16 protein-coding genes and 1 pseudogene are annotated in these 17,555 nt (G+C 41.3%); 12 read left to right on the top strand and 5 right to left on the bottom strand.

All coding sequences use genetic code 11. The features are described from left to right. The first annotated feature begins 429 nt into the window (after positions 1–429). The 6 genes from IM500_RS07345 to IM500_RS07320 all read left to right on the top strand — a co-directional run bounded on the left by IM500_RS07345 (position 430) and on the right by IM500_RS07320 (position 6,164). Positions 430–909: a hypothetical protein gene (locus IM500_RS07345; protein ID WP_272077369.1), complete on the top strand. Its 480-nt coding sequence runs from the start codon at positions 430–432 to the stop codon at positions 907–909. A 3-nt stretch (positions 910–912) separates the two neighbouring features. Beyond that, complete coding sequence (locus IM500_RS07340; protein WP_287738041.1) at positions 913–1,098, top strand: hypothetical protein; 186 nt, start codon at positions 913–915, stop codon at positions 1,096–1,098. Further along, entirely contained in the window at positions 1,082–3,151 is a 2,070-nt protein-coding gene (locus tag IM500_RS07335) for an NACHT domain-containing protein (RefSeq protein WP_287738040.1), read from the top strand. The genes IM500_RS07340 and IM500_RS07335 overlap by 17 nt, the downstream gene beginning before the upstream one ends. A gap of 4 nt (positions 3,152–3,155) precedes the next feature. Next, a complete protein-coding gene (locus IM500_RS07330) occupies positions 3,156–5,297 on the top strand; it encodes a hypothetical protein (RefSeq protein WP_287738039.1) in 2,142 nt (713 codons plus the stop codon). 349 nt (positions 5,298–5,646) lie between these two features. Next, positions 5,647–5,982, top strand: coding sequence for a DUF433 domain-containing protein (locus IM500_RS07325; protein WP_287738038.1), 336 nt, complete (start codon positions 5,647–5,649; stop codon positions 5,980–5,982). Beyond that, on the top strand, positions 5,979–6,164 hold the full coding sequence (locus tag IM500_RS07320) for a DUF5615 family PIN-like protein (RefSeq protein WP_287738037.1): 186 nt from the start codon (positions 5,979–5,981) through the stop codon (positions 6,162–6,164). Before IM500_RS07325 ends, IM500_RS07320 begins: the two co-directional genes overlap by 4 nt. Here IM500_RS07320 and cofH read toward each other — a convergent pair. Together cofH and psb29 are read right to left on the bottom strand one after the other, a co-directional pair. Continuing rightward, positions 6,161–7,297 carry a 7,8-didemethyl-8-hydroxy-5-deazariboflavin synthase subunit CofH gene (gene cofH, locus IM500_RS07315; RefSeq protein ID WP_287738036.1) on the bottom strand — a complete coding sequence of 379 codons (1,137 nt, stop codon included), beginning with the start codon at positions 7,295–7,297 and terminating at the stop codon, positions 6,161–6,163. The genes IM500_RS07320 and cofH overlap by 4 nt on opposite strands. 137 nt (positions 7,298–7,434) lie before the next feature. Further along, positions 7,435–8,121 carry a photosystem II biogenesis protein Psp29 gene (psb29, locus tag IM500_RS07310; RefSeq protein WP_186814365.1) on the bottom strand — a complete coding sequence of 229 codons (687 nt, stop codon included), beginning with the start codon at positions 8,119–8,121 and terminating at the stop codon, positions 7,435–7,437. Positions 8,122–8,337: 216 nt separating this feature from the next. Between psb29 and smpB the strand changes: the two genes are divergently transcribed. Continuing rightward, on the top strand, positions 8,338–8,802 hold the full coding sequence (gene smpB / locus IM500_RS07305; RefSeq protein ID WP_002732921.1) for an SsrA-binding protein SmpB: 465 nt from the start codon (positions 8,338–8,340) through the stop codon (positions 8,800–8,802). Between the two features lie 118 nt (positions 8,803–8,920). Continuing rightward, positions 8,921–9,469, top strand: coding sequence for a DUF2808 domain-containing protein (locus IM500_RS07300; RefSeq protein ID WP_190718235.1), 549 nt, complete (start codon positions 8,921–8,923; stop codon positions 9,467–9,469). 160 nt (positions 9,470–9,629) lie between these two features. Here the strand turns inward: IM500_RS07300 and IM500_RS07295 are convergent, their stop codons facing one another. Beyond that, positions 9,630–9,947, bottom strand: coding sequence for a KGG domain-containing protein (locus IM500_RS07295; RefSeq protein ID WP_190718232.1), 318 nt, complete (start codon positions 9,945–9,947; stop codon positions 9,630–9,632). Positions 9,948–10,404: 457 nt separating this feature from the next. Next, a complete protein-coding gene (locus tag IM500_RS07290; protein ID WP_190718229.1) occupies positions 10,405–12,651 on the bottom strand; it encodes an IMS domain-containing protein in 2,247 nt (748 codons plus the stop codon). A gap of 247 nt (positions 12,652–12,898) precedes the next feature. Here IM500_RS07290 and pdhA point away from each other — a divergent pair, with 247 nt between their 5' ends. The 3 genes and pseudogenes from pdhA to IM500_RS07275 all read left to right on the top strand — a co-directional run. Beyond that, complete coding sequence (gene pdhA, locus IM500_RS07285; protein ID WP_012267065.1) at positions 12,899–13,933, top strand: pyruvate dehydrogenase (acetyl-transferring) E1 component subunit alpha; 1,035 nt, start codon at positions 12,899–12,901, stop codon at positions 13,931–13,933. 544 nt (positions 13,934–14,477) lie between these two features. After that, positions 14,478–15,260 (top strand): hypothetical protein, encoded by a 783-nt coding sequence (locus IM500_RS07280; protein WP_190718227.1) that lies wholly within the window; start codon positions 14,478–14,480, stop codon positions 15,258–15,260. 113 nt (positions 15,261–15,373) lie between these two features. Next, a pseudogene (locus tag IM500_RS07275) lies at positions 15,374–16,180 on the top strand (glycosyltransferase family 2 protein); the annotation flags it as partial. A 165-nt stretch (positions 16,181–16,345) separates the two neighbouring features. On the opposite strand, the gene IM500_RS07270 reads toward IM500_RS07275, so the two are convergent. After that, positions 16,346–16,687: a DUF8822 family protein gene (locus IM500_RS07270; protein ID WP_190718224.1), complete on the bottom strand. Its 342-nt coding sequence runs from the start codon at positions 16,685–16,687 to the stop codon at positions 16,346–16,348. Positions 16,688–16,721: 34 nt separating this feature from the next. On the opposite strand from IM500_RS07270, the gene aat reads away from it, so the two are divergent. Beyond that, a complete protein-coding gene (gene aat / locus IM500_RS07265) occupies positions 16,722–17,303 on the top strand; it encodes a leucyl/phenylalanyl-tRNA--protein transferase (protein ID WP_190718221.1) in 582 nt (193 codons plus the stop codon). Positions 17,304–17,555 lie beyond the last annotated feature (252 nt).

The following is a 17,555-nucleotide window of genomic DNA, read 5'->3' as shown; positions in this document are numbered from 1 at the left end:
TCGCGCTGTTGTAGAGTGGTGGTCATTGGTTTATGATTCCTATTAAGTTATCGAGGTACGATTGATGATGTCTCTATCTTAGAGAGTTTGTAACGGTTTGTAAAGGGGTTTGAAACTATTGTTACTTATACCATTGATAAGTTTAGCTGATATTAGAGGCGGGAAAACAGAAACCCATGTAAACGTCGCTTCCCTCTATGCTTCCTTCAGAAAAATGGTGACACTCAATAGCACAGCGAGTAAGATAGTTACAGATGAGCAACGTGGCACTTCTAAGACGGATGTGGTTGTTATTGCGGTGCGCTCAATATCTGGGCTGTGCTGAGACTGTACCATTGAATCAGAGATTGGCTGCACTAGAAGCCAAGGTAGAAAAACTACAGGCTTTGGTAAAAAAATATCAGTTTGTAAGAAGGAGAGGAACTTTCAATGAGCGATCGCCAACGGTTAGCAGATTTAGAGGACATTCTAAAAATACTCTACGAACAACTGGGCGAGTTTGAACAAGAGTTGATTATCAGTAGTAGTAAACCTGCCAAGTTTGAGCTAAAGCAGCGAATTAAGCGAGAGATTCTCCCAAATATTCGTCGATATGAAGCAGAATATTGGGAGCTTTACCCAAAAGAAGCGATCATTATCTCGGATGAGGAAGCGGCAAGTCAACTGGTAAAGGTAGAGCAGGCTGTAGAATCTATCGATCGCATCTCGTTAACTTTTTATCCTCGAGAACTGATTCCCCTACTGCAAGATATTCGAGCCGAGTTAGAAGAACAGAACAAGGCAGCCTCAGCCAAGTTAAAGGTAGTTCTACCGTTGATTCCGATGATTGCCTCCTACGAACTGGAGATTGAGACAGAGGGATTGATGTACAAAACATGGGAGTCCATTAAGAGATTAGTTCGGAGGTAGGAAATGTCGCAAGAAAAGCTAGAACAAGCTAAGAGGAACTGGGAAGAACAACGCGCCTACTACGAGCGTGAACTCTCGATAGTTTCTAGTTCAAGCCAAAAGTTTGAACTAAAAAAAAGGATTGAGGAATGTGAGCAAGAAATAGAGAGCTTGGAAAAAAAAATTAACTCAAGTGGATTCGGGAAATAAAGTAAATTTTCCGCAACAAGTTATCCAAACATATTTAGAGCTTCTTGAGGAGGAAATAGAGAATAAATATAAATATGATCAGGCTCTTAAAAATTATATATCTTTATCTGGAATGCAAACCCAAGCCTATCAGGAGGCTTTTCCAAAATCTACCAAATTTATTCCCAATCTAGATCAGTATCTTATTTCCCAATCTCCATCTCCGCCAATTGTAGTTTATGGTTCCCCAGGAAGTGGAAAATCTACAACTCTTTACAAAACCTTTGTAGAATATAAAAAACAAACTACTTCTTCAAAGAAATGCCAGTATATCCCTGTATTTATTCATGCCAATGAAATTGCCAATGTGTTAGATGATCTTAAAGGCAGACAGAAAGAAGAAATAACAAGTTTTCTTTCAAAACTATATGAAAACACTGAGGGTCAATGGAAACAAAATTTTGCGAAATTACTTGCGGAAGCTTCTACATACAAACTTGTTGTAATTATAGATGCTTTAGATGAGTTTGTTGACAAAAAAAATCGAGGTAAGTTATTCAGCTTTTTAGCTAATGTGCTTGAAAAAACTTATCAAAAGGGAACCAAATGGATACTGTCTTGCCGCGAAAAAGAATATAGAGCTTTTGCCAATCAATTAAAAGTAATAAATGTTCGTATTAAATCTCTTTCCCCTACTCAATTTGAAAATTTTCTTCGCAAGAGACTGAAAGAATCAAATGCAACAAAGGAATTATCACCACCAGAACGTCGAGAAATAACAAGAGTTTTAAATAAACTTACGCAAGCCAATAAGCGAGGTGATTTGTATTTAACTAATCCATATTACTTGTCACTATGGGTTGACTTAATTGCAGCAGAATCAAACAGTGGAGACGACTATGTTCCTACAATAGACGAACTTCACGAACGGGAGTTAAAAAGAGAGTTTCTCAAATCAATGAAGATAGATGAACATAAATTTTATCAACAACATCCATCGCTTATTATCAACACCAAGAAAGTTTTATCAGTCTTGAGTTATTATATTCTTGAGCAATCGCTAAAAAAGAACATCCATGAAGGCGTTGCCATAAACGATGACGAACTACTTAAGCGTTGGGTACAACCTATATTAGAAATAAATAACAAGAACGATGTTGACAAGATTACCAATAGCAGATTAAAGTCCTTTGACGGTTCTGACGTTGAAAATATTAACTACCGCTCAGAGGAACCAAACTTTATAAAAGTCTTGGAATATTTTAAAAAAGCTGTCTCAAATAATTGGTCTAATTTATCTCACTTTCTTTCAAGTGAAAATAAAAAATTTTTTATAGTCGTTCTGGCAAGCATTATAGATCAAGCTTTTCAAAACAATATAATTAAATTTAAAAATGATGATATTGATAAAATGCTTTTTGAGAGATTTACTAATCAAAGAGCAGGGGATTACCTTGCCGCTTGTTACTTAAGAGAACGAAAAGATGATGGATTGTCAAAAGTTTTAAGAAACAAAGAACCTAACTTTTGGCTGTCTCGTGCTATTGCTCTGGCGATCGCTAGTTCAGAAGAGCCAAGAATAATATTAGAACCATTAGAAATTCCAGAAGATTATGTGTTTGAGTCTGCTATTGTAGATGGACTTATTCTAATGCAGTCAAAACAAAAAGAGAGTCTTTCTAAATCCTCCCAAATAGGGACACAACCCTTTCTTGATAAATTTATAAAACACTTATTAAAAGAAAACAGATTTAACCTAGTTGATAATCCTAATTACGATGTTTGCGCTCCTTTTATATTATTAGGAGAGCTAAGGAGACTATTGGCTAATGGATATAGTGATAAAATAGAATTTCCTGATAATTTTTTCAGAGAACTAATAACAAAAGAATTGAAAGAGCAAAATATCCCTGTATGTCGAGAGCTTTATCTGACCTGGTTTGTCTATGCTTGTAACGTTAAATTTAATTTAAAAGACTGGCTATTTCTTGTATCAAATTTTTTCAAGCTTGCTGGTCAGTATGAATTTGATAAAATGTATAATGATTTCAAATTTTCTATCAAGGACACCTAAAAATATGATAAAAATACATATTATTAAACGAATATGGCAAATAGGAATCACTCTTCCTCTTATAGTACAATGGATATTTACTATCTTAATTGTAACTGCATACCTATTTGGGATTATCTATCCTCTTGTCAATATAGCTAATATAGAAGAATTTTGGGGAATATTATTTACATTATTTTTTGGTCTCGGACTTATTTACTCGGCGTGGAACAACGTAAAACATGGAACACCTGTACCACAAGCGTTAAGACATTTTCCTTGTTGGGTTATACAGAAATTTGGAAAATTTTTTGTTTTTATTTGGAGTAGTATTTGGACAGACACTATCGTGATGCTACGACAGGTGGTGGGGTTGCGTAAGTTCTGTTATAGATTATTTTCATATCTTAGAAAACTTAGGTTTTTACCTATTTTAAAGTTCTTTAAAACCGTTTTTAATGTTATCTTATATGGTATTGTTCTCTTCTGTTTTTTTACTATATTTTTCCCTGATAAAACTTTTGACGATAGCGAAAAACTCAATCATCCAGATTTTAACCGAAAGATCAAAAGCTTTAGTGAAAATATAAATTCTATTTATGATTGGTCGAAAAAAACTCAAAACTTGTTATCACAAAAAGCGAATAATATAAATCAGATAAAAAATAAATTTAACCAATTTTATGGTGAACCTAATTCTCCACAACTACCTAAAGAAATTAAAGGGATAGAAATATTAGATGTTAATTATAAAGAATTTATAACTTCCTTAAACTCCATTCAGAGTGATTTAGAAAGGATTAAGAAAGAATTGTTTAAAAAACAGCAAACTTTTCAGTCCACTCAAAAAGATTTACCTAATTTAAGAAATAAATTACAAACTAAATGTGAGCAAATCAGACGAAAAAAAGATTCTAACAAGAATTTATTTAATTTGTGTGATTCTTTGTTAAATAATCTTAAACAAGCAGATAATCGTATCTATAATATTCCTTTAGGTTTTTCTGAAATATCTAAAATAATTGCAGCAATTGATAAGGAATTAAAAATTGCTAAAAATTTCCAAAAAAGTTGGGAAAAAGAAATCGACAAAATTCAAGCTAAATTAGGTATTTTTCCAAAAAATCTAAATCTTCTATTTACACAAGCTGAAAACTTAATTGAAGAGGTTAATGATATTCAACTAAAATTTAAAGAAGAATTTTCTCAAATAATAGATGAGCTTGGTTCCCAAAAATCTGAATTTGCCGAACTTACGGAAAGATATAATAAACTAATAATTCAATCAAATATTAACCTTAGCATTAATAAAATAAATAATCAAAGTAAACAGCTTAATCTGGCTATAAGCCAACGTAAGGAACTAACAAAATTGAAAACAGATATGAATATAATTATTGAAAAAACTCGCAAAATCAAAGAAAAAATAGACAATAGTATCTATATTTTGATGGATAAGATTAAGCAACTTGAGGAAATAAATACGTCTATTAAAAAAGCTGAATTATCAAGTTCATATACAATTTTTGTTGAAGAAAAAAGCACAACCTTAAAAATTGTAACTAATAAATCAAAAGATTTAATTGAGCAAGCTAGGAACATTGAAAATCAGATTAATTATTTTCATAAAAGCTTGATGGATAATAATCTCAAAATAGATAGTTATGTTAAGAAGAACTTACCCTATTTAGAGCAATTGATTCAAAATATAGAAAACCAGAAAAGAAAAAAGTCATTATTTATAGTTATACCAGCAATTATTGTAACATCTACTTTAGGAATCTTTTTATATACTTGGCATCTAAAACGATCACTTACAAAATTACATCAGGTTTCAGAAAGAGAAATTACAATCAAAAAGTTCTTACAAGTGGTAGAATGTGATAAAGAGTTATATGAAGTTAGAAAAGAAGCTCTTGAAAAAATAAGTACTTTGCTGAGTGATGATCTTCAAAATTGTATAGTAGCAACGATTAAAACACCAGAACCAACAACAATCAATAAGATTAAATCGGTCAAAGAAAATATCAAAAAGATGAGAAAAACTGTTATAGAGATAAATCGTCGAAGTAATCTTCAAGAAGGAGATAGAAGAATCCGAAATGAATTATTGTCCAAAATTAACGGATTAGAACTTCAACTTAGTGAACTACGAGACATAGATTAAGATGAACAATACAATACGAACGGTGGTTAAATACCTAGCCATTTCCACTGATTCAACACCTAAGACAACTGGGTTCTTCGTTACTTGGTATGGTTCGATCAGGGGGCAGAAATCGGCTAAATCCTTATCTGGCAAGAGACTTAATTGATTAGCTCGTTCTAGATTGAAAATAATTGGCAAAAATCGAAGCAATGTCTTTCTATAGAAGGGTTTCACCCCTTATAACTCCGTCCATTGCATAGCACAAACCGAAGAACCAAAACTGATATGGTAACTGAAGAGTTTTTCCGACAGCTTCACCGATTTGGCGATGCTACAATTAAGAGAAAAAGTCTGCTCCAAGAAAACCATGCAACTAGAAGAATACTTTGAAGTTTTTGCTCCAGATGACATCCGCATTAAAGGGCATCGCATTGGGATTGAGGATGTTATCAACTACCATTTAAAAGGTTATACTTCCCAGCAGATTCTCCAAGAGTTACCCACCTTAAACCTAGAGAAAATTTACGCTACTCTCGCCTATTACTATCAAAACAAGACCTTGATAGATGCTTATCTTCAGCGCCTCCGTGACTGGCAGGAAGAACAATACCAACAGTGGTTAAATACCGAACCATCCCTCCTGATTCAACGCCTAAGACAACTAAAACTAAAACGGAAACAGCAAGAACTAAACCTCGCATGAGAATCCGGTTTTTGTTAGATGAAAACTTATCCCCAGACCTCAAAATATCTCTGTTGCGATTGAATCCTAATCTCGATATTTTGCGAGTAGGTGAACCCGATGCACCACCCCTAGTAACTTTAGACCGACAAATCCTAGATTATGTTGCGTCATTTCAACGGTTATTAGTTACCAAGCTCTAATAGATTGTATCCCGTTGACGGGCGGGGCGATCGAGGGATTTAATCGCCGTTGCTAATTCCTCGACGGTCAAACAAGTACCGCCCACAGCCCCGGCCATAGTGGTAATATGTTCTTCCATGAGAGTACCACCGAGATCGTTGCAACCCCAGTTTAAAGCTTCTGTCGCCCCCTGTAAGCCCAATTTTACCCAACTGGGTTGATGATTTTTAATGCTATTGCCCAAATAAATCCGCGCCACTGCTGTTAATTTTAATGTATCGGCTAAAATTGGTTGATCTCGTCCGACTCGATTTCTCAGGGGTTTGGGGGCCGATTGTCCCACAAAAGGCAATAAAATAAATTCGGTGATTTTAGCCGGATAATTATTTTCTAGGGCGATTTCTTGCTGTTTTCTAATTTTTTCGAGGTGCTGCACCTGTTGGCTAGGGGTTTCAATATGACCGCAGAGCATGGTACTGGTGGTATGTAACCCCAAGCGATGGGCAATACCGACTATTTCTAACCAAGTGGCGGCATCGATTTTTTCTGGACAAATTACCCGTCTTACCTCATCCACCAACACCTCGGCAGCCGTCCCCGGGAGAGAATTCACTCCTGCTTCTTGCAGGGAAGCGATAACTTTTTCGTAACTTAAACCGTCTTCTCTAGCAATAAATTGGACTTCTTGGGGCGAAAAAGCGTGTAAATGCAGGTCAGGAAAGGCTTGTTTCAGGTTTTTAACAATTTCGAGGTAATAGTCTAAGGAATTGCCCTTAATCTTGGCTTTTGGGTTTAATCCCCCCTGCATACAAATTTCCGTCGCCCCACGACGGACGGCATCCGCCGCTTTAGCGATAATTTCCTCTAAATTAAGCCAGAAGGCCCCTTCTTCATTTTCATCGCGTCTGAATGCACAAAAACTGCAATGCTGCTCACAGATGTTACTAAAATTAATGTTGCGATTGATAACGTAGGTGACGGTATCTCCCACCTGTTGACGACGCAAAAAGTCGGCCGTTTCCCGAATCCGGGCAATTAAACGGTTATCGGTAGTTTCTAGCAAGATAATCGCTTCTTTTGCCGATAAATTCGCCCCTGACCGCGCTTTTGCCAAAATATCGGTTACGGGTGCGGTGATGGAGGAGTTAGTCACGGGAGATAAATATTAAGGGTTGCCGATCTTAATTTTAGAACGAGGTCAGAAGGAACAGTAAAGAAAGAGAGCCGATTTAATCCTTTTTCTGTTCCCTATTCCCTTGTCTGCACGCGGTAATTTCCGGTTGAGAGCCTTTATTGCAGGGTGGTTTGTTTTTCCTGTTCTTTTTGTTGACGTTTTTTCTTTTCTGCTTCTAGGGCATCTTCGATCACCTTGAGCAGCTGATCCATTTTATCAAGATTACCGCGATAAACATCGAGGTCTTTTTGCAGTTTCTCGCTGGAGAGACGGAGAATTTCTGAGAACTTTGGCAAAATTTGTTCGCGTTTTTCTTTTTCCTTGATCATGTCCGGTTGTGCTTCCGCCAAAATAGTATAGAGACCGATGGCAAACAGGCGACTATACTTAAACTTAGGCGCGTTGATCACCGAAACTAAACTATCAGACAACTGATTGTTACCCCCCAGAGCAGGGTTTTGCAGTTGGGAAAGCAAGGAATCAATATTAGTTTCTTTGGCAATAGCGATCATATTTTCGGCATCACGACGATAGACTTCGGGATTACCGTTAACCGCTTGGCACAAAGCATTAAAAATATTCGGTTTATCCTCCCCCGGACGATAGCCTTCCATGAACTTCTCGAAAGAAGTAACCACACCAAGGGCATAAATTGGATCATAATGGAAATCTACATTAACGGAGAGCAGGTGCATCTCAACTAATAATTCCTCAACCACGCGCCGATATACCGAATTGATGGGGCGGGTGTGGCGAGTATAAAAATCACGCTTACTATCGGAAACAGTACGAATTTTGTCCACAGAACCAAACTTCATAAAAATTTAACACTGCTCTCATTTTCTCCCTTCTCGTTCCCCCTGACAAGGCCAGTGATCACCAAAGAGCGGCAAGCAGTCAGTCCAGAGAGAGCAAAAGAGCGAGTAAGATATAAAGATAAGGACATGGAAAAATCGAGATAATTAGCCGATACTGCCTCTACCAATCGCTTTTTTACTTTTCACTTTTCAGTTGACTATATGGCCAATCAAGACGACAAAATCAAAATTATCACTGATAACCGGCAAGCGCGCCATCTCTACGAGATTTTAGAGACTTTTGAAGCGGGGGTGCAGTTGCTGGGGACCGAGGTTAAATCCGTGCGTGCCGGTAAGGTAAACCTGCGGGATGGTTACGTTTTAGTCCGCAATGGTGAAGCGGTGTTAATTAATGTTCATATTTCCCCCTACGAACAGAGTAGCGAATATTTTAATCACGATCCGCGCCGGACGAGAAAATTGTTGATGCACAAAAAGGAAATCAGCAAACTCATCGGTCAAGTGGAACAGAAAGGCTTAACTCTTGTGCCTTTGAAGATGTATTTTAAAGGTAGTTGGGTAAAAATCAGCATTGGCCTCGGTAGAGGCAAAAAATTACACGATAAACGCGAAGATTTGAAACGTCGTCAGGATCAACGGGATATGGCGCGAGCGATGAAGCGTTAATCAAGACACTTATCGGACTGGCAAAGGTCTAGGTAAGAAACGATCGAGTTTTGTTACAGTTGAACTGTATTCGGCCCCTTGCGGCCATCACCGTCCCCCTCACCTTGGGTTAAAATTTATGTTAAAACTCTTGACAAAAATAATTAAATATGCTAAGGCACCCGCTTTAATTGCTCTATCTTTAGCTGTGGGTGCGGGGGTTATTTTACCAAAAATAACTTTAGCCAATGGCAACCCCGGCCTAACCATTTTTAGTGGAGTCGATCGCAAGGATATCTTAGATTATTTCTTGCAATTTGGTGGTCGTCCCCGGCAAATGGATCGTTATAAACTCTATATTCCCCCGAAAAAACTCTCCCAAGGGGCCTCGGCTTTTTTTATTTCCTATCCCGATTATTTTAACGGCCAGTTTGACACCAATAAAATCGAGGTACGCACCAACGGCAAATCTTTACCTTTAAAGGAAGTGGTTTGGGATAAGGATAGTCGCATTATTCAAATTGTCCCCGAACAAGCGATCGATCCGACCAGCAAAGTTGAAATCGTCATGTCTAATGTCAGAAATCCTGAATTAGGCACTTATTACTTTACCTGTGATGTGATTGCCTCTGGCAATATTCCCGTCCGTCTCTACGTTGGGACTTGGATTGTCAGTATCGAACCTTAAGTATTTATTGGGGGAATGGGGAAATGGGGAAATGGGGGGATGGGGAAATGGGGAAATGGGGAAATGGGGGAATTCAACTAAAACCCTAAAACCCTAAAACCCTAAAATCCCAACACCTAACACCTAAGACCCTCTCAGCCCGAGAAAAAGTCAACCAAAGTCAACTATTTGCCTCCGAGTTGCTAAAATCTGAGTAGTTTTCACCTATAGACTCGTTGGCTGGGTAATTTTCCTCGGAGTTTGAGTTTTTGCCACTGCCTTTGTGAGAATTTTTGCCCCCTTCCCGTCCGATAGCTGCCATGTGGGCGCGATCTCGGCTAACCGCTTCACCACCTTTTCGTCCCGCTTCGCGAGCCTCTTCGGAGGTAAATTCGTGGGCTGTACCTTTTTGATGAGCAGCTTTACCACCTTTACTAGCGATTTCCCGTTGTTTAGCTTGATCCATAGAGGCAAAACCGCGTTTACTCTTACCTGTCATAATATCCCTCCTGTGTGAATGCTGATTTTAAAAGTTCTTAAAGACTTATGCGAGATTTTTAAAACATCAAAATCATGGTCTTGTCGGTGGGCAAAACATTGAGATTGCCCCGCTTTTTTCCTCTAAGAACTATGGATTCCTACCTAGGATCATAACTCATTAGCTTGACTTCTAGGGAACTAATTACAGCAATCAAAGAGCATATTTTATGTTAAAAAATATTAAGCGAATCGAGCATTTATCAGTCTAAAGATATAGAAGTTATCTTAATGGTGAGGTACAAAGTTTGCCTTTGCAGGAGTCAGAATTCAGTTATCAGTTATCAGTTATCAGCTTTTTTCTCCCTGCTCCCCTGCTCCCCCACTTGCCACTTGCCACTGAAAAAGCTGCCATGCAGTCTTAATTGGAGGCGCGGGCAGCTTAAAACCTAGTTTTTTGGGGATTTAATCGGGAAAAATCAGGGTAAGACTTGGGTTTTTTCGATTAACCATTTATCTCCTTGCCGTACCAAATCATAGCGCAGGTTCAAGGACTCATTATAGGAACGATTGACAATTTCCTTGCCATTATGGAAATACATGGCCTTTTCGTTGACTATCGCTTCCACCGTCGCTAAATTAGGATTTTTCGCATTATTAGTGACCGAGCGCACATCCACTTGATGATCGTAGCGCCAATAGTTATTTCCCTGTAAAGCCGCCGCTCGTTTTTGCCAAATTTCTAAGGCTGAACCTGTTAAAACCTCTTTCAATTGCTCTTTTTGGTGTTCACTGCCAAAAGCGGCCGATTTTACCGCTAACCAAGCTTGAATCGTCTCCTTGGCTGTTTCCTTGTCCAAGGGAATCCCTTCCATCACTTCCGCATTAGCCGAGGGAATTTCTAGTATGGGAGTATTTAAAGAAATCGGTAACTGTTCCCCTTGCAAGGCTGCCAAAGGAGATTGACTATCGACAATTGCCTTCACCCCCAGGGACAAAACCGCGATTGTTCCCACTAATCCTACCCCCAATATCGCCACTCGATCGAGTCGCAGTTTTCTGCGGGCTGGTCGTCTCCGTTTCGGTGCGACTAGGGCAGTTTTTGCCGTTTCTAGGGCTGCCGGCCCGGAGTTGCCTGCTGCTTGGTGGCGCGGGCGACTAGGACGACGACGGGGGGGATTAAGTGCCGGTTGACGATAGGCTGCTGTCACCACCACACTACCCTGAGTATAGGGGGTGAGAGTTTCCTCCTGAGCGGTGGCTCTCAGGGCAGGTACAGCAGTGCTTGTCCGCTCACCGTTAACTCTAGCTAAAGACGGTTTTTGGGGACGAGAGTGGGAAGAAGAATAAGCAGATTCCCTCATCGGTGTCACTCCTGGCACTGGGTTTAAATGGGTGGGGGGGGTGTGGGTTTTCAGAACATTTACTTCCGATTCTAAGGGTTCGCTGGCCTTTTCTCGAACCTCGACGGGAACTTTTTCGTCAGGAAAACCTGACAATTCTTCTAAATAATTTTGTACTTCTTCCTCGGCAAAATACTCTTTGAGTGAGGCTTTCCGCTCGACTAAATCACTAAAATGGCAGAAAACTTCTGTTTGTAACCAACGCTCACCGTAACGACATAGCCCGGGTAAAAGATCGGCAGATTGCCCGGATTGTTCCTTAATATAATTTAATATTTCTTGCTCTTGACTTTTTTCTAAAATTGTGCTTGCTCGTTCCGTCTGACCGAGCAGTAGGGCGCAGATTGATCGCTCTAGGGAGACATCCTGATGTTTTTGTAATTGCTGTAGGCGATCGCTGGCTGCGACAATAGCGGCGGGTTGTTTTTGGGCGAAACCGCGGGCGATCAAGGCATAGACCAGCAGATAATTACCCACCGCCGAGGGGCGTTGTGCCTCTTTTGCCCAGATTTTCTCCTGTTCGGCCTGAGTTAAATAAACCCGTAACTGTTGAATAAAGCGTAAAAAATTATCCACCCCCAACCCAGAGCGATCGTCACCCTGGCCATCGATGCCGCCGCGAGCGGCCAACATCTCCTCCAAGAGATTTAAGCCGCGCTGACGGGCAAGACTAGGTTTTTTTTCTTGGGATAACAATTCCAGTATCCGGTAGGGGCGCAGGCGATCGCAATCATGGCGAATCTCGCTGGCCACTTGCGGGAACATTTGTTCTTGTTCCAACCAAGTCAGGGCTTTGGCCGCGGTGCTGGCCGCCTGTTCATAATTTTTATCCTGCCAATATTCCCGACTTAATTCCCCGTAGGCCAAAGCCAAGGTTAAGATCATGTCTGGGCGAGTAGTTGGCTCTAAATCTAGATAAGTTTCGGCCAAACGAATCACTAACTCGTATTCTCCCAACTCTTGCAGGATGAGCAAAGCTCCCACCAGATCGGCGGGGGCAATGGTAATCTGGGGAGTGAGATATTCTGAGGAAGCCGCAGCCAGCCCCCCAGCCTGAGAATCTAGGTTTTCGGCGCTGCTTTCTGGGTTGAGAAGCAAGGGATTGGGATCAAAAAATTGAGCATCGTAATCACGACGGCGATCCGCAGCACTTAACACTTGGTAAGCTTCATCTAACAAGTGCTGACGGGCAATGATCGCTGTTTGACTGTATTCTTGACGTGGCAATTGCCGTCCCCGGTCGGCGTGGGCCAAATCAATCTGCTCGGCACTCACCTGAAAGGGGATTCCCAATATCCTGTAGTAGTCGAGAGGAATGCGCACGGTTAGCTGTACCTCAACTCTGGAGAGTCCTTAGTGAATTAAGTGATGTAAGTGAGAGCGGAGCGAGTAAAATAACAAGATACCATCTTATCCTAGCCAATCTCTGACTGACTAAGATTAGATTTGAGAGAGAAAATACCAAGAACCCCTTGGTTTAAGCCTAAAAAATTCACTGCCAGAATTCTCGAAAAACCTACCGCTTCCTCTCCCCTTGCCTTTTTGTTGTCTAAATGATACTACAGACCCTATGATTTCCGAACGTACTTTACCAACCTTTAATCCTGCTTCCATCATTATTACCAAAGCTGAAGGTCTTCGCCTATACGAGGATATGGTTTTGGGGCGGATGTTTGAAGATAAATGTGCCGAAATGTATTATCGAGGCAAAATGTTCGGTTTTGTCCACCTCTACAACGGTCAAGAAGCGATATCTAGCGGTATTATTAAAGCCTTGCGTCAGGGAGAAGATTACGTTTCTAGCACCTATCGCGATCACGTCCACGCCCTCAGTGCCGGAGTTCCCGCTCAAGAGGTAATGGCGGAGTTATTCGGCAAAGCTACCGGCTGTAGTAAAGGACGGGGCGGCTCCATGCACATGTTTTCCGCCGAACATAAGCTTTTGGGGGGTTACGCTTTTGTGGCCGAGGGGATTCCCGTCGCAACCGGGGCGGCTTTTCAAAGTAAGTACCGTCGCGAAGCCATGGGTGATGCCAGTGCCGATCAGGTAACGGTCTGTTTCTTCGGGGATGGGGCGAGTAATAATGGCCAGTTTTTTGAGTGTCTGAATATGGCTGCCCTCTGGAAGTTGCCGATTATCTATGTGGTGGAAAATAATAAGTGGGCGATCGGTATGGCCCATGATCGAGCCACTTCTCAACCGGAAATCTATAAAAAAGCTAGTGTTTTTAGTATGGTCGGTGTGGAAGTGGACGGTATGGATGTGGTCGCCGTTCATGCCGCTGCCAGAGAAGCCGTGGCTCGGGCCCGCGCCGGTGAGGGACCGACTTTAATTGAGGCCTTAACCTATCGTTTCCGGGGTCACTCTCTGGCAGATCCGGACGAGTTACGCAGTGCTGACGAGAAACAATTCTGGGGCGAAAGAGATCCGATCACTCGCTTTGCCGCCTACCTCTACGAGCGAGATCTGGCCACGAGAGAGGAATTAAAAGAAATCGAGCAGAAAATTCAAGCTGAAATCGAGGAAGCGGTTAAATTTGCCGAATCTAGCCCCGAACCCGATCCTAGTGAACTAACTCGCTTTATTTTCGCTGAAGACGAGTAATTTCAGTGATCGGTGATCAGTGATCAGCTGCTGAAGGCAAGGGGCAACAGGCAAGAGGCAAGAGACAAGAGGCTCCCAAAAAGAATTGGCTCTTCGTTACTTGTTATGGTTCGATAGGGGGGCATAAATCGACTAAATCTTTATCTGGTAAGAGATTTAATTGATTAGTTCGCTCTAGATCGAAAACAATTGACAAAAATCGCAGCCATGTCTTTCTCTATAAGGGTTTCATCTCTTATAATCCTGTCTGTTGCATAAGACAAACCGAAGAACCAAAGAATTTGGCAATTCTCCTACCTAAAAAGAAGGTTAGAAACTAAATACATCAAAGCTTTTAGCTTAACCAATTAGGTTTTAGATTCGGTCGAATTTTTTCTTGACTAATCACTGTTTACTGATCACTGTTTACGCGACTGTCAATTAAGGTATTCTATGAGGGGGAGCAGAAAAATCCCGCCTCGAAGCTGGTTGTTGTTGAAAAAATCCGTAAAAAATAGTTGCGCTCTTGTATAATCCGCTAAAATCCAGAGAAATAGCTTTTGCCATGGCGACTACAGAAGCATTGAACCCCAGTCAGTTCTCACTCTTAACCAACCTCACCGCTGATCGTTCAAGTTCACCCAACCCACAAGAAGAAATGGACAAAGTTATCATTCTCGTTAATGCCGAAGCTCAAGCCAGTGGTCAGATGTCTCGGCTATCGCCCGTTACCGAAAAGATGGTGATTGCCTTAAAAAATGCAGTTCCTAAATCCTTGGCGGTGGAGGTGACGGGGACGGCTTCTTTGTGGTCAAAAATGGAGTCGGGTAAAACCAGCCAGAATAATTTAATCTGGTGTCCCTTAACAATTCAATTACCCAATTGGGTGAATTTTCCTGGTAAAAAAGTTTATCAAGCTTGTCGGGATATCGAGGAAAGACGCACTTGGGTTTCCCATACCCTGCACTATAAAACCAGTCAGGGAGATTCTTCTTTTGGGGATCTTTGGTTGCCGATCACGGTGACATCTAAGGGTTTAGAATACGGTGAGGTAATCGGAGAAGGCATGATCCCCAACGCCTACAGTCAACCGATTAGTCTGGAAAGAGAGAGTCTTAAGTCTTTACATCGGCTGGCAGCGCAATTACTGGATAATTTACAGGCTCCTTCTTCTGTTTATTTGCTGCAGTTTCGTCTGGCTCATCGAGAAGTGGTTTTTGATCGTCTCTGGCCTTTTCCTGCCGCACCTGCGATCGCTTCCCTGCGCGGTCAACAGACGGATCTCTATGCAGCTTACTGGAATTGTTTACGTCAGCAAGCAATGGTCGATCATTCCTTGGCAATTTAAAAGCACTGTCTAGCAGTAATCTATTAAGTTGACAAAAGGGATACTTTAGCAGAATATTTAGAGCGTAGCGGCCGCCATAAAAACACGGCTTTTGTCCGTTCGACTTCTCGAAAATGCCGAAATATTCGCTAATTATCCCGATTTATAACGAGGAAGAAACCATTCCAGAACTCTATCGCCGTGTCAGTGCCGTCATGGATAGTTTAGATGATTCTGTGGAACTAATTCTGATTAATGATGGCAGTCGGGACCGGTCCTTAAAATTAATGCGGGAACTACAGGAAAGAGATGCTAGGGTCTGTTACATTAGCTTTGCTCGTAACTTTGGCCATCAGGCAGCAGTAACGGCAGGACTCAATTTTGCTAGGGGTCAAGTTATTGTTGTCCTTGATGCCGACTTGCAGGATCCACCGGAATTGATTCCCAAAATGATTGAGTCTTGGCAAGCAGGTTATCATGTGGTTTACGCCCAGAGAACAAAACGGAAAAAAGAAAGTTGGTTTAAACGCCTGACTGCCTACGTTTTCTATAGATTGCTGCGACAATTAGCCGACGTGGATATCCCTGCGGACACGGGGGATTTTTGTCTGATGGATCGTCAGGTAGTGGACCTATTAAATTCTATGCCAGAACGGAATCGTTATATCCGCGGTTTGCGCGCTTGGATTGGTTTCCGACAAACTGCTGTTAAATTTGAGCGAGATCCCCGGTTTGCTGGCGAAGTCAAATACACTTTTAAAAAATCCCTAGCTTTAGCGATTAATAGCTTGGTGTCTTTTTCTAAGATTCCCCTGCGTATTTCCACTTATTTAGGCTTATTTTCCGCTTTAATTGCCCTGTTAATGGCTTTACTGGTTCTCTACTGGCGCTTACAGCAACCCGACTCTCCCGTTACCGGTTTAGCTACTATAATCCTGGCGGCAAAAACTCAATCTCAAGGAATTAGCCCAAAACTATAGTAATATCGTCGTGGCACATCCCGAAGAAGATTTTGTTAACTTCTTAAATGATCAGTACCCCATTCGTACAAAAAAATTAGCAGAGCAGCTAATAGAAATTAAACTCCAATAACAAAGAAAAACTGTCTAACTTTGCCCACAACAGCGATCGATTCCTAAACTATCTAAAATTAAATCACTGACGGCGTTAGCGATGGCAAATTCACTATAAAAACTTTCGCGGAAATCAAAAGCTTGCATCTCGGTAATGATCGCAATTACTAGACAACCGAGATCGTTCTCCCCTTCCAAACGCTGACGCAGAAAAATTTGACTAGCACGTTCAGCGATAGTTTCATTAATAGCTTCGGGAATAAATTCCGCATCTAACCAACGATGTAAAGCGGTGCGCAGCCAAGTTTGTTCCTGTTGGGGATTTTCGATTGGTGGTAAAGTGATAGGCGGAATTGGTGCGGGATGATCGGGCATAATTAGAGAATGATCAGGCTACAAGACTGAATTCTTGGAGGGAGTCGTGGATACCGTCTCTATTATACAAGGATACGCACGCGGTTACTTTCTCATGGCCGATGAGGGGGGGCGATTGGATTGGTATTCTAGTAGAAATCGCGCTCTTATCCCTCTAGATCGGCGTTTTAGGTATCCCAAGTCCCTAAAACGAGTTTTGAATCAAAATCGCTTTAGCGTGGCTATTAACCGCGATTTTGTTGGGGTTTGTGCCGGTTGTGCCGATCGCTCGCTGACTTGGATTTCCCCGCAGTTAATCCAAATCTATCAGCAATTACACCAGGCCGGTTGGGCCTACAGTTTCGAGACTTGGCAAGGGGATCAATTAGCGGGGGGGATTTTAGGTTTGGCCATTGGCGGGGTTTTTATCGGGGAATCGATGTTCTATAAAATTCCCGATGGTTCTAAGGTAGCCATGGTCAAGTTAGTCGAACACCTCAGAGAACGGGATTTCTGTCTATTTGATGCCCAAATGCAAAATCCCCATCTGGCTAGATTTGGGGCCTATACTATCTCCGAAAAAGAATATCATCCCCTACTTGAAGGCGCTCTGTTGAAGCATTGCCATTTTGTTTAAGTATTGTTTCCGATTGTGGCAGTCATCTTAATAGTGAGGTACTAATTTTTCGTTTTGGGGGGCCAGTCGTCACGATTCGGTCGTCATTGACTCTCCCCCGCTAACCGCGGAGCGCGGTGTAGCGGGGGATTCTCGGTTCTTAGGCTTTTAACTAGATCGACCTGGTTTAACCGGTCGATCCCCGTCAAATCGCCTCCGCGAGCGTTTTCTAACACGGTCAGTCCGACCGCATTTTTTCCTCGGTTCTCAATT

Source organism: Microcystis sp. M179S2, assembly GCF_020245805.1.
Taxonomy (GTDB): Bacteria; Cyanobacteriota; Cyanobacteriia; order Cyanobacteriales; family Microcystaceae; genus Microcystis; species Microcystis aeruginosa.
The sequence above is the reverse complement of the archived record's forward strand: the minus strand, read 5'-3'. Positions and strand labels throughout refer to the sequence as shown.